General features: G+C 65.9%; 23 protein-coding genes. 12 read left to right on the forward strand and 11 right to left on the reverse strand.

Features of this window, described 5'->3' with window-relative positions; genetic code table 11:
- Positions 1-2: 2 nt before the first annotated feature.
- On the reverse strand, positions 3-458 hold the full coding sequence (locus SY91_RS15680; RefSeq protein WP_006488950.1) for a peptidylprolyl isomerase: 456 nt from the start codon (positions 456-458) through the stop codon (positions 3-5).
- 135 nt (positions 459-593) lie between these two features.
- Here SY91_RS15680 and radC point away from each other — a divergent pair, with 135 nt between their 5' ends.
- From radC to nadB, 4 genes are all read left to right on the forward strand, one after another.
- Positions 594-1367, forward strand: coding sequence for a RadC family protein (gene radC / locus SY91_RS15685; protein ID WP_006478048.1), 774 nt, complete (start codon positions 594-596; stop codon positions 1365-1367).
- A gap of 237 nt (positions 1368-1604) precedes the next feature.
- Positions 1605-1838 (forward strand): 50S ribosomal protein L28, encoded by a 234-nt coding sequence (rpmB, locus tag SY91_RS15690; protein WP_004186391.1) that lies wholly within the window; start codon positions 1605-1607, stop codon positions 1836-1838.
- Positions 1839-1855: 17 nt separating this feature from the next.
- Complete coding sequence (gene rpmG / locus SY91_RS15695; RefSeq protein ID WP_006478046.1) at positions 1856-2023, forward strand: 50S ribosomal protein L33; 168 nt, start codon at positions 1856-1858, stop codon at positions 2021-2023.
- 170 nt (positions 2024-2193) lie between these two features.
- Positions 2194-3780, forward strand: a complete 1587-nt coding sequence (gene nadB, locus SY91_RS15700) for an L-aspartate oxidase (RefSeq protein WP_011546008.1) — start codon at positions 2194-2196, stop codon at positions 3778-3780.
- A 97-nt stretch (positions 3781-3877) separates the two neighbouring features.
- Here nadB and nadC read toward each other — a convergent pair whose 3' ends face one another.
- The 6 genes from nadC to purN form a co-directional block, all read right to left on the reverse strand.
- A complete protein-coding gene (gene nadC, locus SY91_RS15705) occupies positions 3878-4759 on the reverse strand; it encodes a carboxylating nicotinate-nucleotide diphosphorylase (protein ID WP_023477031.1) in 882 nt (293 codons plus the stop codon).
- On the reverse strand, positions 4756-5892 hold the full coding sequence (nadA, locus tag SY91_RS15710; protein WP_023477032.1) for a quinolinate synthase NadA: 1137 nt from the start codon (positions 5890-5892) through the stop codon (positions 4756-4758). Before nadA ends, nadC begins: the two co-directional genes overlap by 4 nt.
- A gap of 212 nt (positions 5893-6104) precedes the next feature.
- The gene (locus SY91_RS15715) at positions 6105-7301 is read right to left on the reverse strand and encodes an acyl-CoA desaturase (protein WP_006478042.1); all 1197 of its coding nucleotides are present in this window, start codon (positions 7299-7301) and stop codon (positions 6105-6107) included.
- A 215-nt stretch (positions 7302-7516) separates the two neighbouring features.
- Positions 7517-8902, reverse strand: a complete 1386-nt coding sequence (locus SY91_RS15720; RefSeq protein WP_023477033.1) for a mechanosensitive ion channel family protein — start codon at positions 8900-8902, stop codon at positions 7517-7519.
- 18 nt (positions 8903-8920) lie between these two features.
- Positions 8921-10186, reverse strand: coding sequence for an RsmB/NOP family class I SAM-dependent RNA methyltransferase (locus tag SY91_RS15725; RefSeq protein WP_023477034.1), 1266 nt, complete (start codon positions 10184-10186; stop codon positions 8921-8923).
- Positions 10183-10845, reverse strand: coding sequence for a phosphoribosylglycinamide formyltransferase (gene purN, locus SY91_RS15730; RefSeq protein WP_006478038.1), 663 nt, complete (start codon positions 10843-10845; stop codon positions 10183-10185). Before purN ends, SY91_RS15725 begins: the two co-directional genes overlap by 4 nt.
- A 122-nt stretch (positions 10846-10967) precedes the next feature.
- Between purN and SY91_RS15735 the strand changes: the two genes are divergently transcribed.
- From SY91_RS15735 to dut, 5 genes are all read left to right on the forward strand, one after another.
- Positions 10968-11960: a bifunctional riboflavin kinase/FAD synthetase gene (locus tag SY91_RS15735; RefSeq protein ID WP_006478037.1), complete on the forward strand. Its 993-nt coding sequence runs from the start codon at positions 10968-10970 to the stop codon at positions 11958-11960.
- Positions 11961-12062: 102 nt separating this feature from the next.
- Positions 12063-14900: an isoleucine--tRNA ligase gene (ileS, locus tag SY91_RS15740; RefSeq protein ID WP_023477035.1), complete on the forward strand. Its 2838-nt coding sequence runs from the start codon at positions 12063-12065 to the stop codon at positions 14898-14900.
- A 2-nt stretch (positions 14901-14902) separates the two neighbouring features.
- Positions 14903-15403 (forward strand): signal peptidase II, encoded by a 501-nt coding sequence (lspA, locus tag SY91_RS15745; RefSeq protein WP_006478035.1) that lies wholly within the window; start codon positions 14903-14905, stop codon positions 15401-15403.
- A 67-nt stretch (positions 15404-15470) separates the two neighbouring features.
- Positions 15471-16682, forward strand: a complete 1212-nt coding sequence (coaBC, locus tag SY91_RS15750) for a bifunctional phosphopantothenoylcysteine decarboxylase/phosphopantothenate--cysteine ligase CoaBC (protein ID WP_023477036.1) — start codon at positions 15471-15473, stop codon at positions 16680-16682.
- Between the two features lie 53 nt (positions 16683-16735).
- Positions 16736-17182, forward strand: a complete 447-nt coding sequence (dut, locus tag SY91_RS15755; RefSeq protein WP_023477037.1) for a dUTP diphosphatase — start codon at positions 16736-16738, stop codon at positions 17180-17182.
- Between the two features lie 106 nt (positions 17183-17288).
- Here the strand turns inward: dut and SY91_RS15760 are convergent, their stop codons facing one another.
- The 3 genes from SY91_RS15760 to clpS form a co-directional block, all read right to left on the reverse strand.
- On the reverse strand, positions 17289-18668 hold the full coding sequence (locus tag SY91_RS15760) for an amino acid permease (protein ID WP_043888085.1): 1380 nt from the start codon (positions 18666-18668) through the stop codon (positions 17289-17291).
- 103 nt (positions 18669-18771) lie between these two features.
- Complete coding sequence (gene clpA, locus SY91_RS15765) at positions 18772-21072, reverse strand: ATP-dependent Clp protease ATP-binding subunit ClpA (protein ID WP_011694369.1); 2301 nt, start codon at positions 21070-21072, stop codon at positions 18772-18774.
- The gene (clpS, locus tag SY91_RS15770) at positions 21069-21383 is read right to left on the reverse strand and encodes an ATP-dependent Clp protease adapter ClpS (protein WP_006398529.1); all 315 of its coding nucleotides are present in this window, start codon (positions 21381-21383) and stop codon (positions 21069-21071) included. Before clpS ends, clpA begins: the two co-directional genes overlap by 4 nt.
- 289 nt (positions 21384-21672) lie before the next feature.
- On the opposite strand from clpS, the gene SY91_RS15775 reads away from it, so the two are divergent.
- Entirely contained in the window at positions 21673-21840 is a 168-nt protein-coding gene (locus tag SY91_RS15775; protein WP_155123336.1) for a hypothetical protein, read from the forward strand.
- A gap of 87 nt (positions 21841-21927) precedes the next feature.
- Positions 21928-22131 (forward strand): cold-shock protein, encoded by a 204-nt coding sequence (locus SY91_RS15780; RefSeq protein ID WP_006478030.1) that lies wholly within the window; start codon positions 21928-21930, stop codon positions 22129-22131.
- A gap of 180 nt (positions 22132-22311) precedes the next feature.
- On the opposite strand, the gene SY91_RS15785 is transcribed toward SY91_RS15780, so the two are convergent.
- Complete coding sequence (locus SY91_RS15785; protein WP_043888087.1) at positions 22312-23919, reverse strand: multicopper oxidase family protein; 1608 nt, start codon at positions 23917-23919, stop codon at positions 22312-22314.
- Between the two features lie 608 nt (positions 23920-24527).
- Here SY91_RS15785 and SY91_RS15790 point away from each other — a divergent pair.
- Positions 24528-24752, forward strand: coding sequence for a hypothetical protein (locus SY91_RS15790; protein WP_006478028.1), 225 nt, complete (start codon positions 24528-24530; stop codon positions 24750-24752).
- Positions 24753-24867 lie beyond the last annotated feature (115 nt).

Below are 24867 nucleotides of genomic sequence, written 5' to 3' on the forward strand. Positions count from 1 at the left end.
GATTACAGGATTCCGATGATTTTCACTTCGAACGTGAGCGCCTGGCCCGCGAGCGGATGATTGAAGTCGAACAGCGCGGAAGTCTCGCTGACTTCCTTCAGCACCCCCGCGTAGCGACCGCCATCCGGCGCATTGAACTCGATGAGTTCGCCCGGCGTGAAATCGTCGCCGACCATCCCGTTCTCGCGCAGCGTCGACAGCGTCACGCGCTGGAGCATGTCCGGATTGCGGGGGCCGAACCCCTGATCGGGGGCTAGCTGAAAAGTCGAATGGTCGCCGACCCTGAGCCCGAGCAGAATCTGTTCCAGCGACGGCGCCAGTTGCCCCGCGCCCAGCAACAGCGTGGCCGGCTTGTCCGAGAAGGTGTTGACGATGTCGGCGCCGTCGGCCAGTGCCAGCCGGTAATGCAACGTGACGTGGGAACCGGGCTTCACTTCGGATAGATCGATGAGGCTCATGAATTACTCGTTCAGTCGGCGCCCGCTACGGCCGAATGGCCCGGCGCAAAGCCAATATTGTAAGTCACCTGAGCGTGCAAGGCGGAAAGTGCGACGACGTTGCGCACGCCGCCCGCCGCCAATGGAGTTCCGACCATGCTGTCTCCCTGCCCCATCCTGCCGTCGGCCGAATGCCGCGACACCCCTGATACGCCGGCCGATCCGCCCGGCCGCGTCATCCCGATCAACCGGCGCAGGCGCCGTCCGGGCGACTGGCGGCCCGAGCGGCCGCGCGAACGGTTGCTGGAACGCGGGCCGGCCGCGCTGACCGACGACGAGCTGATCGCGCTGCTGCTCGGCACCGGCAAGCCCGGTCACGATGTATTCGTCACCGCCCGCGCACTGGTCGATCAGTTCGGCACGCTGCACGGGCTGCTCGAAGCGACCGCCGACGATTTCGAGGCGCACCCCGGCATCGGCCCCGCACGCTCCGCGCGGCTCGTCGCGGTCACCGAGATCGCGCGGCGCATGCTGGTGGAGAAGGCGGAAGAACGGATGCAGATCGACTCGCCGGGTGCCGTCGAGGATTGTTTGCGACTGAAGATCGGCACGCGCCAGTACGAAGTGTTCATCGCGGTCTATCTGGACGCGCGCAATCGCCTGATCGACATGGAGGAAATCGCGCGCGGCTCGCTCACGCGCATGGCCGTCTATCCGCGCGAGATCGTGCGCCGCGCGATGAAACACAACGCCGCGGCGCTGATCGTCGCGCACAACCATCCGTCGGGCGCGGTGCAGCCGAGCGCGGAAGACCGCCGCCTGACCCGCGTGCTGAAGGACGCGCTCGAACTCGTCGACGTGCGGTTGCTCGATCATGTCGTCGTCGGCGTCAGCGATACTTTCTCGTTCGCGCGGGCCGGTTGGCTGTAGACTGTGGCGCGGCGGCCCATCCCAGGGCGCCGCAACGACGAAGCGAAATTAGGTTTGATTTTTCTGAACTTTTTCTGCTAGAATCGTCGTCTGTCTTTTTTCCAACCAGTTCTAGCCATCGAAGGGCCTTGTCTGTAAGGGCTACGGCGTTCTGAGTGCAGCCATGGATCACGTGGCAGTGCGATGGAACCTTCACCGGCGATCGAACCCCGAATTTAGCGTATTAGGAGTGCTCTCATGGCACGCGTATGCCAAGTAACTGGGAAAGCGCCGATGAGCGGCAACAACGTTTCCCACGCCAACAACAAGACGAAGCGCCGCTTCCTCCCGAACCTGCAAAACCGCCGGTTCTGGGTTGAGAGCGAAAACCGCTGGGTGCGCCTGCGCGTCTCGAACGCCGGCCTGCGCCTGATCGACAAGAACGGCATCGATTCCGTGCTCGCTGACCTGCGCGCACGCGGCGAAGCCTAAGCCCAAGGAGCACAATCATGGCAAAAGGCGCCCGCGACAAGATCAAGCTTGAGTCGACCGCTGGTACGGGTCACTTCTACACGACCACGAAGAACAAGCGCAACATGCCGGAAAAGATGGCGATCAAGAAGTTCGATCCCGTCGTCCGCAAGCATGTGGAATACAAAGAAACCAAGATCAAGTAATCTCCGGTTTCTGCCAGCCTGACGGCGACCGAAAAGCCCCGCACATGCGGGGCTTTTTGTTTTGCGCGTGTTTTGCGCGCACGCTCGAGCCCGACGCGGTATGCTCTCCCCTTCCGCGGCCACGGTCGCCGGAACGCACAAGATCAAAAGCGTAACGATGGAGATGCAGCATGAAATTCGACGTGGCGATCGTCGGCAGCGGCCTGGCAGGGCTGTCGGTCGCACTCAACCTGGCCAGCACGCGACGTGTCGCACTGATCGCGAAACGTTCGATGATGGAGGGGGCGAGCGATAACGCTCAGGGCGGCATCGCGGCGGTCCTCGACTCGGCGGACAGCATCGAGAACCACGTCGACGACACGCTGGTCGCCGGTGGCGGCCTGTGCGACGAAGGCGCGACGCGCTACATCGTCGAGCACGGCCGCGAAGCCATCGAATGGCTGATCTCGCAAGGCGTCCCGTTCACGAAGGACGACGCGGCCGAACTCGGCTTTCACCTGACGCGCGAAGGCGGCCACAGCCACCGGCGGATCATCCATGCGGCCGATGCGACCGGCCATGCGGTGCTCGCGACGCTGTCGGAGCGGGCGCGCCAGCATCCGAACATCACGTTCTTCGAAAACCACCATGCGATCGACCTGATCACGTCCGACCGGCTCGGCCTGCCCGGCCGCCGCTGTCACGGCCTGTATGCGCTCGACGTCGACAACGACCGCACGATCACGATCGAGGCGCCGCACACCGTGCTCGCCACCGGCGGCGCCGGCAAGGTCTACCTGTACACGACGAACCCCGACACCGCGACCGGCGACGGCATCGCGATGGCATGGCGGGCGGGCTGCCGCGTGTCGAACATGGAATTCATCCAGTTCCACCCGACCTGCCTGTTCCATCCGTATGCGAAGTCGTTCCTGATTTCGGAGGCCGTGCGCGGCGAAGGCGGCCTGCTGAAGCTGCCCGACGGCACCCGCTTCATGCCCTCGCACGATCCGCGCGCGGAGCTCGCGCCGCGCGACATCGTCGCGCGCGCGATCGACTTCGAGATCAAGAAGCGCGGGATCGACTGCGTGTATCTCGACATCAGCCATCAGCCGGAAGCGTTCCTGCGCGAACACTTCCCGATGATTCATGCGCGCTGCCTCGAATTCGGCATCGACATCGCGAAACAGCCGATTCCCGTCGTGCCGGCCGCGCACTATACGTGCGGCGGCGTCGTCACCGATCTCGCAGGGCGCACCGATCTCGCCGGCCTGTATGCGGTCGGCGAAACGTCGTACACGGGGCTGCACGGCGCGAACCGGCTCGCGAGCAACTCGCTGCTCGAATGTCTCGTGATCGGCCGCGCGGCAGCCGAGGCGATCGAGGCGGCCGGCTTCGACGCCGACACGCCGGCCACGCTGCCCGCGTGGGACGAAAGCCGTGTGTCGGATGCGGACGAGGAAGTCGTCGTCGCACACAACTGGGACGAACTGCGCCGCCTGATGTGGAACTATGTCGGCATCGTGCGCACCGACAAGCGCCTCGAACGCGCGAAACATCGCCTGTCGCTGCTGCGCGACGAAATCCACGAGTACTACGCGAACTTCCGCGTGACACGCGATCTGCTCGAACTGCGCAACCTGGTCGACGTGGCCACGCTGATCGTCAAGAGTGCGCACTCCCGCCGCGAAAGCCGCGGGTTGCACTACAGCCGCGACTGGCCGCATACGCTGCCGAAGGCGTTGCCGAGCGTGCTCACGCCGCGCGTGCGCCGCTGAGCGGCGCGCCGCCCTGCCCGGCGGCGGCCGCAGCACAAGAAAAAAGCCGTTGGCGTTTGCGCGCCAACGGCTTTTTGTCTGATCGGATGACGTTCGGTCAGTCGACGATTCGCATCGAATAGTCGGTCGCCCGCACGTCCTTCGTCAGCGCGCCGATCGAGATCCGATCGACGCCCGTCTCCGCGAACGCACGCACCGTATCGAAATTGACGCCGCCGGAGACTTCGAGCACGGCCTTGCCCTCCGCCACGCGCACCGCTTCGCGCATCATGTCGAGCGTGAAGTTGTCGAGCAGCACCGACTGCGCGCGATGCGCGAGCGCCGTGTCGAGCTGCGCGAGCGTCTCGACTTCGATCTGCACCGGCACACCTGACTCCAGCGCGAACGCCGCATCGAGCGCCTCGCCGACACCGCCTGCCGCCGCGATGTGGTTCTCCTTGATCAGGATGCCGTCGTACAGCGCGAGCCGCTGGTTCTCGCCGCCGCCCACGCGCACTGCGTACTTCTGCGCGAGCCGCAGCCCCGGCAGCGTCTTGCGCGTATCGAGGATCTTCGCGCGCGTGCCTTCGACGCGCTCGACGTAACGGCGCGTCGCCGTCGCGACACCCGACAGCAGTTGCAGGAAGTTCAGCCCGTTGCGCTCGGCCGTCAGCAGCGCACGAGCGGGCCCTTCGAGTTCGCAGACGGTCGAATCAGCCGTCATCCGGTCGCCTTCGCGATAGCGCCATTGCACGACGATCGACGGATCGATCCGGGCGATCACGCCCTCGAACCACGGTACACCGCACAGCACGGCTTCCTCGCGCACGATGATCCGCGCGCGGCGGCGCTCGCCGGCCGGCACGAGCCGCCCGGTCTGGTCGCCGGTGCCGACGTCTTCGGCGATCGCGTCGGCCACGTTGCGCGCGATCGCTTCGCCGAATGCCGCGCCGTACTGGGCGCGGACGGCTTCGAACAGCGGGGATACGGCGTTGCTCATGCCGCCCCCACGTTCGCGAACAGCGACTGGTCGCGCTGCAGATCGCCGCTCGCCTGCACACGCTTCTTGTGCGCGGCCGCGAATTCGAGCATCCGGTCGATCGGCAAACGCGCACGCTCGCCGATCGCGGGATCGACGAAGATCTCGTTGTGACCGCGTTCGAGCACGTCGGCGAGGTTCGCGAGGCCGTTCATCGCCATCCACGGGCAGTGCGCGCAGCTCTTGCAGGTCGCGCTGTTGCCGGCCGTCGGCGCGGCAATGAAGGTCTTGCCGGGCGCGGCCAGCTGCATCTTGTGCAGGATGCCGAGATCCGTCGCGACGATGAAACGCTTCGCATCGAACTTGACGGCCGCGTCGATCAATTGCGTGGTCGAACCGACGACATCGGCCTGCGCGACGACGTTTTCCGGCGACTCGGGGTGGACGAGCACCTTCGCGTCCGGATATTCGGCGCGCAGCAGGTCGAGCTCGATGCCCTTGAATTCGTCGTGGACGAGACACGAGCCCTGCCACAGCAGCATGTCCGCGCCGGTCTTCTTCTGGATATAGCTGCCGAGATGACGGTCCGGCGCCCAGATGATCTTTTCGCCGCGTGCATGCAGGTCCGCCACGATCTCGAGACCGATCGACGACGTGACCATCCAGTCCGCGCGCGCCTTCACGGCCGCGCTGGTGTTCGCGTAGACGACGACGGTACGGTCCGGATGCGCATCGCAGAACGCCGAGAATTCGTCGACCGGGCAGCCGAGGTCGAGCGAACAGGTCGCGTCGAGATCGGGCATCAGGATCCGTTTGTTCGGGCTCAGGATCTTCGCGGTTTCGCCCATGAAGCGCACGCCGGCAACGACCAGTGTCTGAGCGTCGTGATCGCGGCCGAAGCGGGCCATTTCGAGCGAATCGGCCACGCAGCCGCCCGTTTCGTCGGCCAGTTCCTGCAGTTCGGCATCCACGTAGTAGTGGGCGACGAGCACGGCCTTTTCACGGGCGAGCAGCGCCTTGATGCGTGCCTTCAGCGCAGCGCGCTCCTCGGCGGACGGCGCGTCGGGCACCTTGGCCCATGCCTGTCCGACGCCGCACACGGTCCCTGCTGCGACGGGCCGGTCGTACTCGACGGGTTTGATCGTCGATTGCATCTCCATATCTCCTGTCGACCCAAGTTAGCGCTTCAGCGCTTACTTGGGTCCCATGCATAGCAGTCGGCCGGAGTGAATGCTTCAACACTTACACCGGCCCCAAGCCTCATACCAATCCCGGTGCTGCCGATCCGTCAAAAACCGGCGGCCCAAATGAAAAAACCCCGCCAACGCGGGGTTTGTGACGTCCTGAGATTCTAATCGATTTCGAATCAGGCGTAGCGACGCAGGCGTGTCGCGAATTCCTGCAGCGCCTTGATGCCGCTTTGTTCTGCGCGGTGGCACCAATCCTGCAATTGCGCGAGAAGCTGTTCGCGCGACGCGGTCGAACGATCCCAGATCGCGGCGAGATCCTGGCGCAGCTGGAAGTACGTATGCAGCTTCTGGCTGTTCGCGAAGATTTCCGGCAGCAGCTTCTTCTGCGGCTCGTCGAGGCCGTCGGCGTCCTTGTGGAACCACTTGCGCGCGCCGCGCATCAACTGGTACTTCTCGCTCGAACCGAGTTCCTTCAGGTGCGCGAGCTCCTGGCGGTACGCACGCTTCACGGCCTTGCCGTAACGCGCCATCACTTCGTAGCGGTTCGACAGCACGGCCTGCAGCGTTTCCTGGTCGAGCACCGTCTTCGGCTTGTTCAGGCGCGGCGTCGGCGCGACCTTCTTCACCTTCGCGAGACCGAATGCCGACATGATGCGGATGTACATCCAGCCGATGTCGAACTCGTACCACTTGTTCGACAGCTTCGCCGACGTCGCGAACGTGTGATGGTTGTTGTGCAGCTCTTCGCCGCCGATCACGATGCCCCACGGGAACAGGTTCGTGCTCGCGTCGGCCGAGTTGAAGTTGCGATAGCCCCAGAAGTGACCGAAGCCGTTGACGACGCCCGCCGCCCAAAACGGGATCCACACCATCTGCACGGCCCACACGGTCAGGCCGAGCACGCCGAACAGCGCGACGTCGATCACCATCATCATGCTGATGCCGAGAATCGGGTACTTCGAGTAGACGTTGCGCTCGAGCCAGTCATTCGGCGTGCCGTGGCTGAACTTGCGCATCGTCTCTTCGTTCTTCGCTTCCGCGCGATACAGCTCGGCGCCCTCGAGGAACACCTTCCAGATGCCGCGCGTCTGCGGGCTGTGCGGATCTTCCTCGGTCTCGCACTTCGCGTGGTGCTTGCGGTGAATCGCGGCCCACTGGCCAGTCAGCATGCCGGTGGTCATCCACAGCCAGAAACGGAAGAAGTGGCTCGCGATCGGATGCAGCTCCAGCGCGCGGTGCGCCTGGCAGCGGTGCAGGTAGACGGTCACGCCGATGATCGTGACGTGCGTGACGGCGAGCGCGAACAACGCGACCTGCCACCACGAAAAACGCAGGAGCCCGTGGGAAAGAAAATCGAGCAGGGAATTCAACAAGGCAGTTACCTGTGATGAGAGCGACGCCGCACCGGCGTCAGAAGAATGAAAGCATACCGCGTGTAGACCAGAATTTTACTTCAACCGTTCCAAGTCTTTGTAAAAAATGAATATTTTCTTGCCCTGACGCAATCCGCGCGGTCCATGTCCGGACTGGGAAAGGCCCGCGATCCGGTTTCGACCGCGGAATCGGTACGATTGACCGCCCGTGGCCGCTACGCCGCCGGCGCGCGCCCGTCCAGCGCACCATTGGCAAGCGCCGGATCGAGCCCGGCCGCCACGCCCGCCGCCGCGGGAAAGCCGTCCGGCAGCCCGACCACGCGCACTTCGCGCTGCGGAAACGGAATCGAGATCCCGTGCTCGCTGAACAGCCGCCAGATGTTGCGGTTCACGCTCGAGCGCACGCCCGATGTCCCTTTCGCCGAATCCTCGATCCAGAAACCGAGCTCCAGATCGATGCCGTCCGCGCCGAACCCCACGAGGTACGGCGTCGGCGCCGGCTCGGCCAGCACGCGCGGCACGTCCGTCGCGGCGTCGGCGAGCAACGCGAGTGCCTGCTCGACGTCGCTCGTGTACGCGACCTGCACCGCGACTTTCGCGTAGCCGCGCGTCAGGTATGACGACTGGTTCTGCACGACGTCGGTGATCAGCTTCTCGTTCGGGATCAGCGTCTCGTTGCCGTCGAGGCCGCGCACGACCGTGTAGCGCGTGCGGATCTGCGTGACGACGCCCTGCAGCCCGCCGACGCTGATCGCATCGCCGAGCCGCAGCGAGCGGTCGAGCAGGATGATGAAGCCCGACACGTAGTTGCTGGCGATCTTCTGCAGCCCGAATCCGAGGCCGACGCCCACCGCGCCGCCGAACACGCCGAGCACCGTCACGTCGATGCCGACCAGCGACAGCCCGATCAGGATCGCCGCGAACACGAGCAGCGCACGGCCGACCCGCGACAGCACGACCTTCAGATTCGCGTCGAGCGTGCTCGCGCGCGACAGGCGATCCTCGAGCACCGAGCCGAGCCACATCGCGACCATCAGCGTCACGCACACCCACAGCGCGCCGGAGATCACCGACAGCAGCGTGAGGTGCGCGGTCGCGACCCGGAACTGCACGCTGTCGAGCCAACCCAGCACGTCGCGCTGGATACCGAGCACGGTCATCACCATCGCGGCCCACACGACGGTCGACACGATCTTCTCGACGATCGACAGCCACGCGTGCGTGTGGCCGTCGCGCGCGAACACGCGCCGCGCGAAGAAGAACAGCACGTAGATCAGCCCGATGCCGAACAGCGGCACGAGCGCGAGCGACAGCAGCGACGTCGACATGAACGGGTCGAACGCGAGCTGCGCGCCGCCGACGAACACGCTGCCGAACAGCGGAAACAACGCACGTTTCAGGCTTTGCGCGCCCGCGCCGGGCGCACGCCCGGCCGCCCGGCGCCGTGCATCGATCCGGCCGTGCACGAAGCGCGCCGCCACCCACGCGAAACACAGCGCACCGATGAGGATCGCCGCCTGCCAGATCATCACCGGCTGGTGGAAATCGCGAATCACCGATTCCAGCCGGTGCGACAGCAGGCGGCTCTGCAAATTCTCCATCGTCCGTCCGGGCAGTCGTTACTGCGCGGCGCGGCGCTCGAGCACCGCGGCGAAGAAGCCGTCGGTCGCGTGACGGTGCGGCCACAGCGACAGGTAGTCGCCCGTCTCGAGCTCGATGCGCTGGTCGGCCAGCACCTGCTGCGCCGGCACCAGCGTGAACTCCGGATGATCGGCCAGGAACTGTTCGACGATGCGCTCGTTCTCGGCGTCGAGCACGCTGCAGGTCGCGTAGACGAGCCGGCCGCCCTTTTTCACGAGTCGCGCGGCGCTCGCGAGGATCGACGCCTGCTTCGGCGTCAGTTCGTCGATCGCCGTGCGCGTCTGGCGCCACTTCAGGTCCGGATTGCGGCGCAGCGTGCCGAGGCCGCTGCACGGCGCGTCCACCAGCACGCGGTCGATCTTGCCGGCGAGCCGCTTGATCTTCGCGTCGTGCTCGCTGTCGATCAGCACCGGGTTCACGTTCGACAGCCCGCTGCGCGCAAGGCGCGGCTTCAGCTTCGCGAGACGCTTCTCCGAGATGTCGAACGCATAGAGGCGCCCGGTCGAGCGCATCATCGCACCGAGTGCAAGCGTCTTGCCACCCGCGCCCGCACAGAAATCGACGACCATCTCGCCGCGGCGCGGCGCGACCAGCGAGCACAGCAGCTGGCTACCTTCGTCCTGCACCTCGATCGCGCCTTCCTCGAACAGCTTCAGGCGCGTCAGCGCCGGCTTGCCGACCACGCGCACGCCGAACGGCGCGAACGGCGTCGCGCCCGCTTCGATGCCGCTCACCCGCAGCGCTTCGATCACCTGGTCACGGCTCGCCTTCTGCGCGTTGGCACGCAGGTCGAGCGGCGCCGGGTAGTTCAGCGCAGCGGCGAGCTGCGCGAGTTCCTCGGCGTCGAAACGCTCCGACAGCGCCTGGTGAATCCAGTCGGGCAGGTTCGTGCGAATGCGCACCGGCAGGCTCGTCGGATCGATCTTCGACACGTGCTCGAGCCACGCGGACTCGGTGTCGGACAGGAACGGCTTCAGCGCATTGCGCCCCATCGTCTGCATCAGGCCGAGCAGCGTGAGGCGCCGCGCGGGCGTGCCGGTGCCGCTCTCGGCCAGATGCGAGAACTCCATCTTCCGGCGCAGCACCGCGAACACGGCCTCGGCGATCACGCCGCGCTCCGCATGCCCGAGCTTCGGGTGCGCACGGAAGAACCGGCTCGTCGTCGCGTCGGCGGGGCCGGCGAACTTCAGCACCTCGGCGAGCAGGGTTTCGGTCTGGCCAATCAGGAATCCGTGCAGCTTCATACGCCCTCACTCGTTTCGGTTTGCGGTTGATCCGCGAAAATCCAGCGCGCCTCTTCGGGCGCGACCACTGCACGACCGTCCTCGAGGCGCAGGCGCCCTTCGACGAACCAGCGCACCGCACGCGGATACAGCACGTGCTCGACCGTCAGCACGCGTCGCGCGAGCGCGGCCGCGTCGTCGCCGGCACGCACCGGCACCGCGCCCTGCGCGACGATCGCGCCGCTGTCGAGCTCGGGAATGACGAAATGCACGCTCGCGCCATGCAGCGCGACGCCCGCATCCAGCGCCTGCTGGTGCGTGTGGATGCCCTTGAAGCTCGGCAGCAGCGACGGATGGATGTTGAGCAGCCGGCCCTCGTATCGTCTGACGAATGCAGGCGTGAGGATGCGCATGAAGCCGGCGAGAACGACGAGATCGGGCGCGAAACGGTCGATTTCGGCAGCGAGCGCTGCGTCGAAGCTGTCGCGGCCGTCGAACGACCGGTGGTCGACCACCGCCGTCGCCACCCCGTGCGACGCGGCAAAAGCCAGTCCGGCCGCATCGGGCCGGTTGGCGATCACGGCGGCAATCTCGGCCGGCCAGCGTTCCTGCGCGCACGCGCGGACGATGGCCTCCATGTTGCTGCCGCGACCGGAAATCAGGATCACGAGTTTTTTCATCCGCGAATTTTACCATTCGCCCTCGCGTTTCCCGCCTTCTCGGCCGTCGGCCCGCCCGAACGTTTATAATCTTCTGCTTTGCGGCATCCCACCGCCCATTCCCCGACGCTGCATCCGCTATCGTGAAAGTCTTCCGCGGCCTGCCCAACGCCGAGAGCCGCGCCCCGTGCGCGCTGACGATCGGCAACTTCGACGGTGTCCATCGCGGCCACCAGGCCCTGCTCGCGCGCGTGCGCGCGGCAGCGGACGCGCGCGGCCTGCCCGTGTGCGTGATGACGTTCGAGCCGCACCCGCGCGAATTCTTCAATCCGGCCGGCGCACCGCCGCGCATCGCGATGCTGCGCGACAAACTGGAAGCGTTGCGCGACCACGGGGTCGACCGCGTCGTCGTCGAGCACTTCAACCACACCTTCGCGAGCCAGTCGCCGCAGGCGTTCGTCGAACGCACGCTGGTGAACGGGCTGCACACGCGCTGGATGATGGTCGGTGACGATTTCTGCTACGGCGCGAAGCGCGCGGGCACCTTCGACACGCTGAAGGCGGCCGGCGAGCTGCACGGCTTCGAGGTCGAGCAGATGGGTACGGTGGCCGGCAGCGACGGCACGCGCATTTCCAGCTCCGGCGTGCGCGCAGCGCTCGCCGCGGGCGATCTCGACGCGGCCGCGCAGGCGCTCGGCCACGGCTACGCGATCAGCGGCCACGTCGCGCACGGGCTGAAGCTCGGCCGCGATCTCGGCTTCCCGACGCTGAACCTGCCGATCCAGCACAAGCGGCCGGCGCTCGCGGGCATCTTCGTCGTGCAGGTGCACGGCCTCGGCCCCGAGCCGCTGCCGGGCGTCGCGAGCCTCGGGCTGCGCCCGACCGTCGACGATTCGGGCCGCGTGCTGCTCGAAGTTCATCTGCTCGACTGGCACGGCGACGCGTACGGCAAGCTGATCCGTGTCGAATTCCTGAAGAAGCTGCGCGACGAGGCGAAATTCGACGATCTCGAGGCGCTGTCGCGCGCGATCGCGCTGGACGTCGCGAATGCCCGCGCCTACTTCACCGAACGCGACCATGCGCCGGGCAGCCGCGCGACGGGCTTCGCGACGTCGGCCACCGACCGAATTAGCTGATCCGGACGGCGGCGCCTCGCGCCGCACCCTCGCGCCGCCCTCGCGCGCGCCTACCCGATTCACGACGCCCGAGCGTCCCCCGATTTAGATAGCGATCCCATCATGAGCAACAAGAAAGCCGATTCGAAACCGCAGGCCAAGTATCCGGTCAACCTGCTCGACACGCCGTTCCCGATGCGCGGCGATCTGCCCAAGCGCGAGCCGCAGTGGGTCAAGGAGTGGGAAGAGCGCGGCATCTACGAGAAGATCCGCGCGGCCAGCAAGGGCCGCCCGAAGTTCATCCTGCACGACGGCCCGCCGTATGCGAACGGCGACATCCACCTCGGTCATGCGGTCAACAAGATCCTGAAGGACATCGTCGTCAAGTCGCGCAACATGGCCGGCTTCGACGCGCCGTACGTGCCGGGCTGGGATTGCCACGGGATGCCGATCGAGATCCAGATCGAGAAGCAGTTCGGCAAGTCGCTGCCGGCGGCCGAAGTGATGAGCAAGGCGCGCGCGTACGCGACCGAGCAGATCGAGAAGCAGAAAGTCGGCTTCAAGCGCCTCGGCGTGCTCGGCGACTGGGCCAACCCGTACAAGACGATGAACTTCGTGAACGAGGCGGAAGAAATCCGCGCGCTCGGCAAGATCATCGAGAAGGGCTACGTGTACCGCGGGCTGAAGCCGGTGAACTGGTGCTTCGACTGCGGCTCGGCGCTCGCGGAAGCGGAAGTCGAGTACAAGGATCGCACCGATCCGACGATCGACGTGATGTTCGCGTTCGCGGAGCCGGAAAAGACCGCGCACGCGTTCGGCCTGCCGGCACTGCCGCGCGCCGAGGGCGGCATCGTGATCTGGACCACCACGCCGTGGACGATCCCCGCCAACCAGGCGCTGAACCTCCATCCGGAAATCATCTACGCGCTGGTCGACACCGAGCGCGGGCTGCTGATCATCGCGCAAGAACGCGTCGAAGCCTGCATGACCGACTTCAAGCTGACGGGCCGCGTCGTCGCGACCGCGCCCGGCGTGAAGCTCGCGAACCTGCGCTTCCACCACCCGCTCGCATCGGCCCACCCCGGCTACAAGCGCACCGCGCCCGTCTACCTCGGCGACTACGTGACGACCGACACCGGTACCGGCGTCGTGCACTCGTCGCCCGCGTACGGTATTGAAGACTTCATGTCGTGCAAGGCGCACGGGATGACCGATTCCGACTTCATCAACCCGGTGATGGGCGACGGCCGCTACATCGAATCGCTGCCGCTGTTCGGCGGCCTGTCGATCTGGGATGCGAACCCGAAGATCGTCGACGCGCTGAACGCGGCCGGCTCGCTGCTGCGCAGCGAGAAGTACACGCACAGCTACATGCACTGCTGGCGCCACAAGACGCCGATCATCTACCGCGCGACGTCGCAGTGGTTCGCCGGCATGGACGTGACGCCGCAAGACGGCGGCAAGACGCTGCGCGAAACGGCGCTCGAAGGCGTCGACGCGACCGCGTTCTATCCGTCGTGGGGCAAGCAGCGCCTGTTCAGCATGATCGCGAACCGTCCCGACTGGACGCTGTCGCGCCAGCGCCAGTGGGGCGTGCCGATGGCGTTCTTCGTGCACAAGGAAACCGGCGAGCTGCACCCGCGCACGCTCGAGCTGCTCGAGGAAGTCGCGAAGCGCGTCGAACAGTCGGGCATCGAGGCGTGGCAATCGCTCGACCCGCGCGAGCTGATCGGCGACGACGCGAACCTGTACGAAAAGAACCGCGACACGCTCGACGTGTGGTTCGACTCGGGCACGACGCACTGGCACGTGCTGCGCGGCTCGCACAAGGATCAGCTGCAGTTCCCGGCCGACCTGTACCTCGAAGGCTCGGACCAGCATCGCGGCTGGTTCCACTCGTCGCTGCTCACCGCATCGATGATCGACGGCCGCGCGCCGTACAAGGGCCTGCTCACGCACGGCTTCACGGTCGACGGCGAAGGACGCAAGATGAGCAAGTCGCTCGGCAACGGCATCGACCCGCATGAAGTCGCGAACCGCCTCGGCGCGGAGATCATCCGCCTGTGGATCGCGTCGACCGACTACTCGGGCGAGCTCGCGATTTCCGAGGAAATCCTGAAGCGCGTGACGGAAGGCTATCGCCGCATCCGCAACACGCTGCGCTTCCTGCTCGCGAACCTGTCGGATTTCGACTTCGCGCAGCACGCGGTGCCGGTCGACGAATGGCTCGAGATCGACCGCTATGCGGTCGCGTTCTCGCAGCAACTGCAGACGGAGCTGCTCGGCCACTACGAGAAGTACGAATTCCACCCGGTCGTCGCGAAGCTGCAGACGTACTGCTCGGAAGACCTCGGCGGCTTCTACCTCGACGTGCTGAAGGATCGCCTGTACACGAGCGCCGCCGATTCGCGCGCGCGCCGCTCCGCGCAGACCGCGCTGTATCACCTGACGCACGGGCTGCTGCGCGTGCTCGCGCCGTTCCTGTCGTTCACGGCGGAAGAAGCGTGGAAGGTGTTCCAGCCGGCGAGCGACACGATCTTCACGGAAACCTACTATGCGTATCCGGAAGTCGCCGGCTCGGCCGCGCTGATCGAGAAATGGGCACTGCTGCGCGACGTGCGCGGCAACGTGACGAAGGCGCTCGAGGAAGCGCGCACCGCGAACCGCATCGGTTCGTCGCTGCAGGCCGAAGTGGCCGTGCATGCGAGCGGCGCACGCTACGACGCGCTGACGAGCCTCGGCGACGACCTGAAGTTCGTGCTGATCACGTCGGCCGCGACGGTCGTCAAGGTCGACGACGAAGCGCAGGAAAGCGTCGACGTGGCCGCGTCGAAGTACCAGAAGTGCGAGCGCTGCTGGCACTACCGCGAAGATGTCGGCGCGCACGCCGAGCACCCGACGCTGTGCGGCCGCTGCTTCTCGAACCTGTTTGAAAACGGCGAAATCCGGAGCGCTGCTTAAATATGGCGAAGACCCTGTCGAAACCGGCCAGCGGCGCGCTCGCGCCCTGGCTCGGCATTTCGCTGATCGTGATCCTGTTCGACCAACTGTCGAAGATCGCGATCCTCAAAACGTTCGCGTACGGCGCGCAGCATGCGCTGACGTCGTTCTTCAACCTCGTGCTGGTGTACAACCGCGGCGCCGCGTTCGGCTTCCTGTCGACCGCGAGCGGCTGGCAGCGCTGGGCGTTCACCGCGCTCGGCGTCGGCGCGACGCTCGTGATCTGCTTCCTGCTGAAGCGCCACGGCCACCAGCGGCTGTTCAGCGTGTCGCTCGCGCTGATCCTCGGCGGCGCGCTCGGCAACGTGATCGACCGGCTCGTCTACGGTCACGTGATCGACTTCCTCGATTTCCACCTCGGCGCGTGGCACTTCCCGGCGTTCAACCTCGCCGATTCCGCGATCACGGTCGGCGCGGTGCTGCTGATCTACGACGAGCTGCGGCGCGTGCGCGGCGCGCGCTGAGCGCGCATACTCCGTGTCGACGGCCGGCTTCGCGCCGGCCGTTCCGTTTGACCCCAGGAGGCCTGAGTTGGCACACGCAGAACTTGCAGGAAAACACCTCGTTCTCGGCCTGACGGGCGGCATCGCCTGCTACAAGATCGCCGAACTCACGCGGCTGCTCGTGAAGGCCGGCGCGACCGTGCAGGTCGCGATGACCGACGCCGCCACCCAGTTCATCACGCCCGTCACGATGCAGGCGCTGTCGGGCCGGCCCGTCTATACGAGCCAATGGGACGCGCGTATCGACAACAACATGGCGCACATCGACCTGTCGCGCGAAGCCGACGCGATCGTGATCGCGCCCGCGTCGACCGATTTCCTCGCGAAGCTCGCGCACGGGTTCGCCGACGATCTCCTGTCGACGCTGTGCGTCGCACGCGACTGTCCGCTGCTCGTCGTGCCCGCGATGAACCGCCAGATGTGGCAGAACCCGGCCACGCAACGCAACGCCGCGCAACTGCGCGCGGACGGCGTGTCGGTGCTCGGCCCGGATTCGGGCGCGCAGGCGTGCGGCGAAGTCGGCGACGGCCGCATGCTCGAGCCCGAGGCGATCTATGAAGCGATCGTCGCGCACTTCGCGCCGAAGGTGCTCGCGCACCGCCGCGTGCTGATCACGGCCGGGCCGACGTTCGAACCGCTGGACCCGGTGCGCGGCCTGACGAACCGCTCAAGCGGCAAGATGGGTTTCGCGCTCGCGCGCGCCGCGCAACAGGCCGGCGCCGACGTGCATCTCGTCGCCGGGCCGGTCGCGCTCGACACGCCGTGGGGCGTGTACCGCCAGGACGTGCAGACCGCGCAGCAGATGTACGACGCAGTGATGCATGCAGTGGCCGACGCCGAGATCTTCATCGCGGTGGCCGCGGTCGCCGACTGGCGCGTCGACCAGCCGGCCGAGCACAAGATGAAGAAGACGGCCGACCGCAAGATGCCGGCGCTCGCGTTCGTCGAGAATCCCGACATCCTCGCGTCGGTCGCGGCGCTGCCCGATGCGCCGTTCTGCGTCGGCTTCGCGGCCGAAAGCGGCGACCTCGACGTGCACGGCGACGAGAAGCGCAAGCGCAAGAACGTGCCGCTGCTCGTCGGCAATCTCGGCCCGCTGACGTTCGGCCGCGACGACAACGAAGTCGTGCTGTTCGAGGCCGCCGGCCTCACGCGCCTGCCGCCTGCCCCGAAGGACGAACTCGCGCACGTGCTCGTCGCGGAAATCGCGAAGCGCCTGCCCGACAACCGCCTGATCTGATCCCGCGCGGCGGCCATAGCCGCCGCGCCCTTCCCGACCGATTCGACGACCGCATGAAACTCGACCTGAAGATTCTCGACGCGCGCATGCGCGACTACCTGCCCGCCTACGCGACCACCGGCAGCGCCGGCCTCGACCTGCGCGCGTGCCTCGACGCACCGGTCACGCTGCAGCCGGGCGAAACCACGCTCGTGCCGACGGGCCTCGCGATCCACCTTGCGGACCCCCGCTATGCGGCGCTGATCCTGCCGCGCTCGGGCCTCGGCCACAAGCACGGGATCGTGCTCGGCAACCTCGTCGGCCTGATCGATTCCGACTACCAGGGCCAGTTGATGGTCTCGACGTGGAATCGCGGCCAGACCGAGTTCGTGCTGAACCCGTTCGAGCGCCTCGCGCAGCTCGTGATCGTGCCGGTCGTGCAGGCGCAGTTCAACATCGTCGACGAATTCACCGAGAGCGATCGCGGCGAAGGCGGCTTCGGCAGCACCGGTCGCCACTGACCCACGCGGTACGAAAAAAGGGGCCGCGGCCCCTTTTTCTTTTTGCGCGCCATCACGTGCATCCCGGTTGCGCGACTCGCGCAGGCGCCGGTTCGCGACGCCACGATCAGCGCGCGTGCTGGTGCCGGTAATGCAGCGCGTAGGCAAGCGTCAGCAGCACGACGAATACGACGCCGACCACCATCGTCATCCGGAATTCGCGCGTGAAAGCGGTCGTCAGCAGGATCGCCGCGACGAGCCCCGCACCGAGCAGGCTGCCGAACGGATGCCCCCACATCCGGAACGCGAGCGCAGGGCCGCGATACCGCGCACGGAACCGCAGATGCGTGACGAAGATCATCAGCCACGTGAACAGCGCGCCGAACATCGCGATCGCCATCATCACCGTGAACGCGGTGTCGGGCGCGAGCGCGACCAGCACGGCCGCCACCGCGACGCCGCTCGTCGAGACCCACAGCGCCGCCCGCGGCACGCCGTTCGCGCCGAGCCGGCCGAACACCGCGGGCGCGAGGCGCGCGCGCGACAGGCTGAACATCATGCGCGTCGTCACGTAGAGCTGGCTGTTCATCGCCGACAGCGCCGCGATCAACAGCACGAAGTTGATCACGCCGGCCGCGTACGGCACGTGCGTCGCGGCCATCACCTTCACGAACGGGCTTTCGTCGGTGCCGGCCTGCGTCCACGGCACGATCGCGAGCATCAGCGCGAGCGTCAGCAGGTAGAACAGCACGAGGCGGAACACGGTCGAGCGGAATGCGCGCGTGACCGCGTGCTGCGGATCGCGCGCCTCGCCGGCCGCGATCGCGACCGCTTCGATGCTCATGTAGCTGAAGATCGCGACGATCACCGCGACCCACGTACCCCACGGCCCCTTCGGCATGAAGCCGCCGTGCGCGGTGTAGTTCGCGAAACCGACGCCCGATGCGACCGGCGCCGCCCACACGAGATACGCACCGAGCACGATGAACACGACGATCGCCGCGATCTTCAGCAGCGAGAACGCGTATTCGACCGTCCCGTACAGCGTGACGCTCGCGAGGTTCACCGCGATCAGCAGCGCCGAGAAGCCGATCACCCAGTACCAGCCGGGCACGGCCGAGAACCAGTACTTCATGAACACCGCGATCGCGCTGATCTCGGTGCCGATCGCGAACACGACCGCGAACCAGTACGCGTAGCGCACCAGGAAGCCCGCGAGCGGGCCGACGTAATGCTCGGCATAGGCGCCGAACGAGCCGGCCGTCGGATGCGCGACGGTCATTTCCGCGAGCGCGCCCATCAGCAGCAGCGCGATCAGCGCGCCGATCGCATAGGACACCAGCACGCTCGGGCCGGCGAGCCCGATCGCGAACCCACTGCCGAGGAACAGCCCCGTGCCGATCGCGCCGCCGATCGCGATCATCGCCATCTGCCCCGACGTCAGCGCGTGGCGCAACCCTTGTTCGCGCGCGACGATAGCGTCGAACGACCGTTGTTGTTGTGTCACTGCGTTACCACTCCCCTGCACCACCATCGCGCCGCCGGCGCCGGATAAAACGAAACGGCGCGGAGAACTTCCCGCGCCGTTCGCATGAACAACGAATTATCGCTTACTCGACTTCGACCGTCTCTTCGTTCGGCTTGTGCGGCGGATTTGCCAGCTTGTCGAACGACAACTGCACCTTGTCGCTTTCGTCGACGTCGACCGTCACGTGGCCGCCGTTGAGCAGCTTGCCGAACAGCAGTTCGTCGGCCAGCGCGCGCCGGATCGTGTCCTGGATCAGCCGCTGCATCGGCCGCGCGCCCATCAGCGGGTCGAAGCCATGCTTCGCGAGATGCTTGCGCAACGCGTCGGTGAACAGCGCGTCGACCTTCTTCTCGTGCAGCTGTTCCTCGAGCTGGATCAGGAACTTGTCGACCACGCGCATGATGATTTCCTCATCGAGCGAGCGGAAGCTGATGATCGAATCCAAGCGGTTGCGGAACTCCGGCGTGAACAGGCGCTTGATGTCGGTCATCTCGTCGCCGGTTTCGCGGCGCGTCGTGAAGCCGATCGTCGCCTTCTGCATCGACTCGGCGCCCGCGTTCGTCGTCATGATGATGATGACGTTGCGGAAATCCGCCTTGCGGCCGTTGTTGTCCGTCAGCGTGCCGTGGTCCATCACCTGCAGCAACACGTTGAAGATGTCCGGATGCGCCTTCTCGATTTCGTCGAGCAGCAGCACGCAATGCGGCTTCTTCGTGACGGCTTCGGTCAACAGGCCGCCCTGGTCGAACCCGACGTAGCCCGGCGGCGCGCCGATCAGCCGGCTCACCGCGTGACGCTCCATGTATTCCGACATGTCGAAGCGGATCAGCTCGATGCCGAGCGTGAACGCGAGCTGGCGCGCCACTTCGGTCTTGCCGACACCCGTCGGGCCGGAGAACAGGAACGCGCCGATCGGCTTGTCCATCTTGCCGAGGCCCGCGCGCGCCATCTTGATCGAGGCCGCGAGCGCATCGATCGCCGGGTCCTGACCGAACACGACGCTCTTCAGGTCGCGGTCGAGCGTCTGCAGCTTGCTGCGATCGTCCTGCGACACGCTTTGCGCCGGCACGCGCGCGATCTTCGAGATGATTTCCTCGATCTCGCTCTTGCCGATCGTCTTCTTCTGCTTCGACTTCGGCAGGATGCGCTGCGCGGCGCCCGCCTCGTCGATCACGTCGATCGCCTTGTCCGGCAGGTGACGGTCGGTGATGAAGCGCGCCGACAGCTCGGCCGCGGCCGACAAGGCGCCCGACGAGTACTTGACGCCGTGATGCTCCTCGAAGCGCGACTTCAGCCCGCGCAGGATCGCGACCGTCTGCTCGACGCTCGGCTCCGTCACGTCCACCTTCTGGAAGCGCCGCGACAGCGCCGCATCCTTCTCGAAGATGCCGCGATACTCGGTGAACGTGGTCGCGCCGATGCACTTGAGCGTGCCCGACGACAACGCCGGCTTCAGCAGGTTCGACGCGTCGAGCGTGCCGCCCGACGCGGCGCCCGCGCCGATCAGCGTATGGATTTCGTCGATGAACAGGATCGCGTGCGGGCGCTCCTTGAGTTCCTTCAGCACCGTCTTCAGCCGCTGCTCGAAATCGCCGCGATACTTGGTGCCCGCGAGCAGCGCGCCCATGTCGAGCGAGTACACCTGCGCGTTCGCGAGGATGTCCGGCACTTCGCCGCGCGTAATGCGATACGCGAGCCCTTCCGCGATCGCGGTCTTGCCGACGCCGGCTTCGCCGACGAGCAGCGGGTTGTTCTTGCGGCGACGGCACAGCACCTGCACCACGCGCTCGACCTCGGGCTCGCGACCGATCAGCGGATCGATGCGGCCGTCCTTCGCCATCTGGTTCAGGTTCTGCGTGAACTGCGCGAGCGGGGTTTCCTTCTGCGCGTTCGCGTCTTCGCTTTCCGCGTTCGCATCGGTCGACTTCGCGGCTTCGCCGTTGTTCGTCTTCGCGATGCCGTGCGAAATGAAGTTCACCACGTCGAGACGCGTGACGCCCTGCTGCTGCAGGTAGTACACGGCATGCGAATCCTTCTCGCCGAAGATCGCGACCAGCACGTTCGCGCCGGTGACTTCCTTCTTGCCGTTCGACGTCGACTGGACGTGCATGATCGCGCGCTGGATCACACGCTGGAAACCGAGCGTCGGCTGGGTATCGACGTCGTCGGTACCCGGGACGGTAGGTGTGTTGTCGTGGATGAAATTGCGCAGGTTCTGACGCAAGTCCTCGATGTTGGCCGCACACGCGCGCAACACCTCGGCTGCCGTCGGATTATCCAGCAGGGCCAGCAGCAGGTGCTCGACCGTAATGAACTCATGGCGCGCCTGGCGTGCTTCCATGAACGCCATGTGCAGGCTGACTTCCAATTCCTGGGCAATCATGCTTCCTCCATCACGCACTGCAGCGGATGCCCTGCCTGCCGCGCATGGGTAACGACTTGCTCAACCTTGGTCGACGCGATGTCCCGCGTATAGACCCCACAAACCCCTCGCCCTTCGCGATGGACCTTCAGCATGATCTGCGTGGCCGTCTCGCGATCCTTCTTGAAATACTCCTGGACCACCATCACGACGAACTCCATCGGCGTGAAGTCGTCGTTGAGCAGCACCACCTTGTACATCGAAGGCGGCTTGAGCTTCTGCTGCTTGCGTTCCAGGACGGTACTGTCCTGCTTGTCCGGGATAATCGCCATACACCCATTCTAAACAACTCGGACAGGCCCGCAATCCTGCCATTACCCGACCGACCGGCCGGCGCCCTCCCCGGTGTCCCGGAACACGCGATCGTCTTCGCGCCATACGAAAGCCGGCTGCGGTGCCGGCTTTCACGCATGGCGCGGAACACGAACCGTCAGGGGGAATCTCACCGGAACGTCGTGTCCGCATCCAGTATCCCACAAGCCGGGACGACTCGAACGCGTGTCACTCGAGCCTGGTATATGAGCCGATTATGCGGCTTTTCAAGCCCCCGCGCTTGGCCACATGCTGCAAAGCAAAGCCGGAAAAACCCTGAAAATGGGTTCTTTACAACGACCCTCTAAACGTCTAAAAATTCCACTTGACACTCCAATAAAGAGCGCCAACAATCAAGCTGGCACTTTTTTCAATTTGCCGATTGGCGAAACGAAAGAGGCCGAGGTGAGCTTGTGAGGGGGGAACGGCCGTATTTTGGTCGTTTAGCTTTTCGAGCGTGCTCGTGGTAAGTAGCAGCGACTGTGTGACAGGGGAAGTAGGAAAATGGCAACTGGTATCGTTAAGTGGTTCAACGACGCGAAGGGCTTCGGTTTCATCACTCCCGACGAGGGCGGTGAGGATCTGTTTGCGCACTTCTCGGCTATCACCATGAATGGCTTCAAGACGCTGAAGGAAGGCCAGAAGGTGAGCTTTGACGTCGTTCAAGGACCGAAGGGCAAGCAAGCGTCGAACATCCAGGCCGCATAAGGCATCGGATATCGGACGAAGAAACCCGGCGCACAGCGCCGGGTTTCTTTTTTTGTGGCCGGCCAATCGATAATCGATTGGCCGGCCTTTTCGTTCAATCCCGATAATTGAACACGCATTGTCTTGTCACGCATGCAGATCGGATATCGAATCCGCATGTGAAACATATCCGCGGCTTCGTTACACGACCTTCAGCGTACCCATCATGCCGAGATCCTCGTGTTCGAGAATGTGGCAATGAAACATGCGCTCGCCGGGCATGTCTTGCGTGACGAGCAGCGACACGGTTTCACCGCTGCGCACGTTCACGGTATCGCGCCACGCGCGGAACGGCTCGCTCGTGCGCGAACCGGCCGACGTCCGCTCGATCACCTGAAACTGCGTGCCGTGCAGGTGGAACGGGTGGTCCATGTCCGTCGTATTGCGGATCTCCCAGCGCTCGACGTCGCCGCGGCGGCTCGTCAGCGTCGCGCGGTGCGGCGCGTAGGTGTCGCCGTTGATCGTGAAGCGCATGCCTGCCGGGCGGCCGTGCGCCGCGCCCTTCATCATCGCGTCCATGTCCATTTCCTCGCCGAACGCGACCGTCTTGTGCGCGACCGGCTCGCCCAGCGGCGGTACCGCGCGCAGCGTGGCAGGCAGCGCGCGGGCCTCGGCAGGCGCAAATGCGACATCGGCCAGTGCCTGCGCCGGATCGGGCGGCAGGCTGCCGTGGCCGTCGTCGTGCGACATCGCCATCTTGCGGCGGTCGTACTCGGCCGCCTGCAGCACCGCGCGCGACGCGCGGTCGCCGGCGCGCACCAGCAGTTCCGCCCGTTCGCCCGGCGCAATCAGCAGCGACGTCACGCGCCGCGGCGCGTCGAACAACCCGCCGTCGGTGCCTGCGTGCTCGAACACGCGGCCGTCGTCGAACGCGATGCGCAGGTAGCGCGCGCTGCATGCATTCCAGACACGCCAGCGTTCGTCGCTCGCGACGTCGATGCGCGGCCGGCGCACGCCGTTGACCAGCACGAATTGACCTTCCCGGCCATTCATCCAGTCCATCATGTCGTTCGGCGCAATCGTGCCGTCGCGTGCAAGCTTCAGGTCCGACACGAACAGGTGACGCTCGGGCCAGCCGGCTAGCGGATCGTCCGCGGCGCGCACGACGAACGGGCCGGCCAGCCCGCGGAACACCTGCTCGGCGGTCATCATGTGCGGATGCGGGTGGTACCAGTAAGTCCCGGCGCTGCCCTTCGGCAGCGTGAAGCGATACACGCGCGACGCGCCGGGCGCGACGGGATCGGACGGATTGCCGTCCTGGTCGGGCGGCACGGGCAGGCCGTGCCAGTGGATCGTCGACGGCTGCGGCAGTTTGTTCACGAACCGGATCTCGACCGTATCGCCCTCGCGCACGTCGATCAGCGGGCCGACCACAGGGCCTTGCGTACCGGTACCGAACTGCCAGAACGTCGTCGGCCGCGCACCGCGCAGCAGCGGTCGCGCCACCGGTTGAGCGACCAGCGTGGCCCGGAACGTGCCGGGCTCATGGCTTTCGTTGGCGAGCGTGCGCAACGTCGCGAGCGGCGCGCCGGCTGGCAGTGCGTCGGCGGCCGCGAGCGCGGCCGGCGCGGGCTGGCCGTGCTGCGCGTGCGCCGACATCCCTGACATACCCGACATGCCCGGCATGTCGTCCATCGAATCCATGCCGGCCATGCCCGCGTGGCCGGCATGTTGCGCCGACGCGGTGCGCGCGAACAGCGACGCGGCCGCGACGCCGATGGCGCGCGACAGGAAGGTTCTCCGTCTCATCAATCGATCCTCGTTGTTCATGCGGCGCCGCGCGACAGCCGCGGCAGTCGCGTCATCATAACCGCAGGGCCGGATCAAAAAACGCCGCCGCCCCGGCGGGCGGCGATACGCCGCGGCAAGCGTCGCCACCGCGGCGGGGACGGCGCCACGACGGGCGTCGCCGGGCGGCGTCTCGGCAACCATCGTTACCTGTCGGCCCTTTGCGCCGACCAGCAAACGAGATTTCCACCTTCCGTCCCGCCCTGGCATACGCGCTCGCGGCCTCGATGGTCCGCAAACCCACCTAATTTTCACAATGCGGAACAAGTCACTGCGTTATAAAAATTCGTGATGCAGAGCACAAATTTCCCGTTTCGCGATGCCGAAAAACGTTCCGCAATACAAAACGACGCAAATAAATTATTGTTTTTAAAAAATAATTTTTGTTTCGAGAAGCCGCTCTACCTGCACCATCCGAGCGGGGCGCGGACGTAGACTTTGTTCCATGCACTGACGCTTCGCCACGACGTTCGACACGGAACCCGGCGCAAGCAGCCAGTCGGGCCACAGCCGGCCGAGCCGGCAGGCGGCACAACAGAATCGCTCGTGATCAGAAAGGGAGAACGGAAATGAAGGGATTTCGCTTTGGTTCAGCGCTCGGGTCGTTCTACATCCTGCCGGCAAACGGCGGCTGGGAAGCGACGTTCGGCAACGCCTCGCTCGGCGCGTTCTCGTGCCCGGAAGTCGCGGCCGACCGCATCTCCCGCGGCGACTGCGCGCAACCGTCCGAACTGGACACGGCGACGCTCGAAGTGCCGGACGAAATCGCCGAATGGGAAATCGTTCACGTCTGAATGGCAAGCCTCCAACGACAAACGCCCCGGGCGACCGGGGCGTTTTTCTTGTGTGCCGGGCGGCCAACGGTTCAACCCGCCGCGCCGGCACATGCACGGACTCGCGCGCTGGCGC

The sequence above is a fragment of the Burkholderia cenocepacia genome, from assembly GCF_014211915.1.
In the GTDB taxonomy this organism is placed as follows: Bacteria; Pseudomonadota; Gammaproteobacteria; order Burkholderiales; family Burkholderiaceae; genus Burkholderia; species Burkholderia orbicola.

What these genes read in the sequence shown, in the direction of transcription:
- SY91_RS15680 (WP_006488950.1), bottom strand. Translation starts at nt 458, where the DNA reads ATGAGCCTCATCGATCTATCCGAAGTGAAGCCCGGTTCCCACGTCACG.
- radC (WP_006478048.1), top strand. Translation starts at nt 594, where the DNA reads ATGCTGTCTCCCTGCCCCATCCTGCCGTCGGCCGAATGCCGCGACACC.
- rpmB (WP_004186391.1), top strand. Translation starts at nt 1,605, where the DNA reads ATGGCACGCGTATGCCAAGTAACTGGGAAAGCGCCGATGAGCGGCAAC.
- rpmG (WP_006478046.1), top strand. Translation starts at nt 1,856, where the DNA reads ATGGCAAAAGGCGCCCGCGACAAGATCAAGCTTGAGTCGACCGCTGGT.
- nadB (WP_011546008.1), top strand. Translation starts at nt 2,194, where the DNA reads ATGAAATTCGACGTGGCGATCGTCGGCAGCGGCCTGGCAGGGCTGTCG.
- nadC (WP_023477031.1), bottom strand. Translation starts at nt 4,759, where the DNA reads ATGAGCAACGCCGTATCCCCGCTGTTCGAAGCCGTCCGCGCCCAGTAC.
- nadA (WP_023477032.1), bottom strand. Translation starts at nt 5,892, where the DNA reads ATGCAATCGACGATCAAACCCGTCGAGTACGACCGGCCCGTCGCAGCA.
- SY91_RS15720 (WP_023477033.1), bottom strand. Translation starts at nt 8,902, where the DNA reads ATGGAGAATTTGCAGAGCCGCCTGCTGTCGCACCGGCTGGAATCGGTG.
- SY91_RS15725 (WP_023477034.1), bottom strand. Translation starts at nt 10,186, where the DNA reads ATGAAGCTGCACGGATTCCTGATTGGCCAGACCGAAACCCTGCTCGCC.
- purN (WP_006478038.1), bottom strand. Translation starts at nt 10,845, where the DNA reads ATGAAAAAACTCGTGATCCTGATTTCCGGTCGCGGCAGCAACATGGAG.
- ileS (WP_023477035.1), top strand. Translation starts at nt 12,063, where the DNA reads ATGAGCAACAAGAAAGCCGATTCGAAACCGCAGGCCAAGTATCCGGTC.
- lspA (WP_006478035.1), top strand. Translation starts at nt 14,903, where the DNA reads ATGGCGAAGACCCTGTCGAAACCGGCCAGCGGCGCGCTCGCGCCCTGG.
- dut (WP_023477037.1), top strand. Translation starts at nt 16,736, where the DNA reads ATGAAACTCGACCTGAAGATTCTCGACGCGCGCATGCGCGACTACCTG.
- clpA (WP_011694369.1), bottom strand. Translation starts at nt 21,072, where the DNA reads ATGATTGCCCAGGAATTGGAAGTCAGCCTGCACATGGCGTTCATGGAA.
- clpS (WP_006398529.1), bottom strand. Translation starts at nt 21,383, where the DNA reads ATGGCGATTATCCCGGACAAGCAGGACAGTACCGTCCTGGAACGCAAG.
- SY91_RS15775 (WP_155123336.1), top strand. Translation starts at nt 21,673, where the DNA reads ATGCTGCAAAGCAAAGCCGGAAAAACCCTGAAAATGGGTTCTTTACAA.
- SY91_RS15780 (WP_006478030.1), top strand. Translation starts at nt 21,928, where the DNA reads ATGGCAACTGGTATCGTTAAGTGGTTCAACGACGCGAAGGGCTTCGGT.
- SY91_RS15785 (WP_043888087.1), bottom strand. Translation starts at nt 23,919, where the DNA reads ATGAGACGGAGAACCTTCCTGTCGCGCGCCATCGGCGTCGCGGCCGCG.
- SY91_RS15790 (WP_006478028.1), top strand. Translation starts at nt 24,528, where the DNA reads ATGAAGGGATTTCGCTTTGGTTCAGCGCTCGGGTCGTTCTACATCCTG.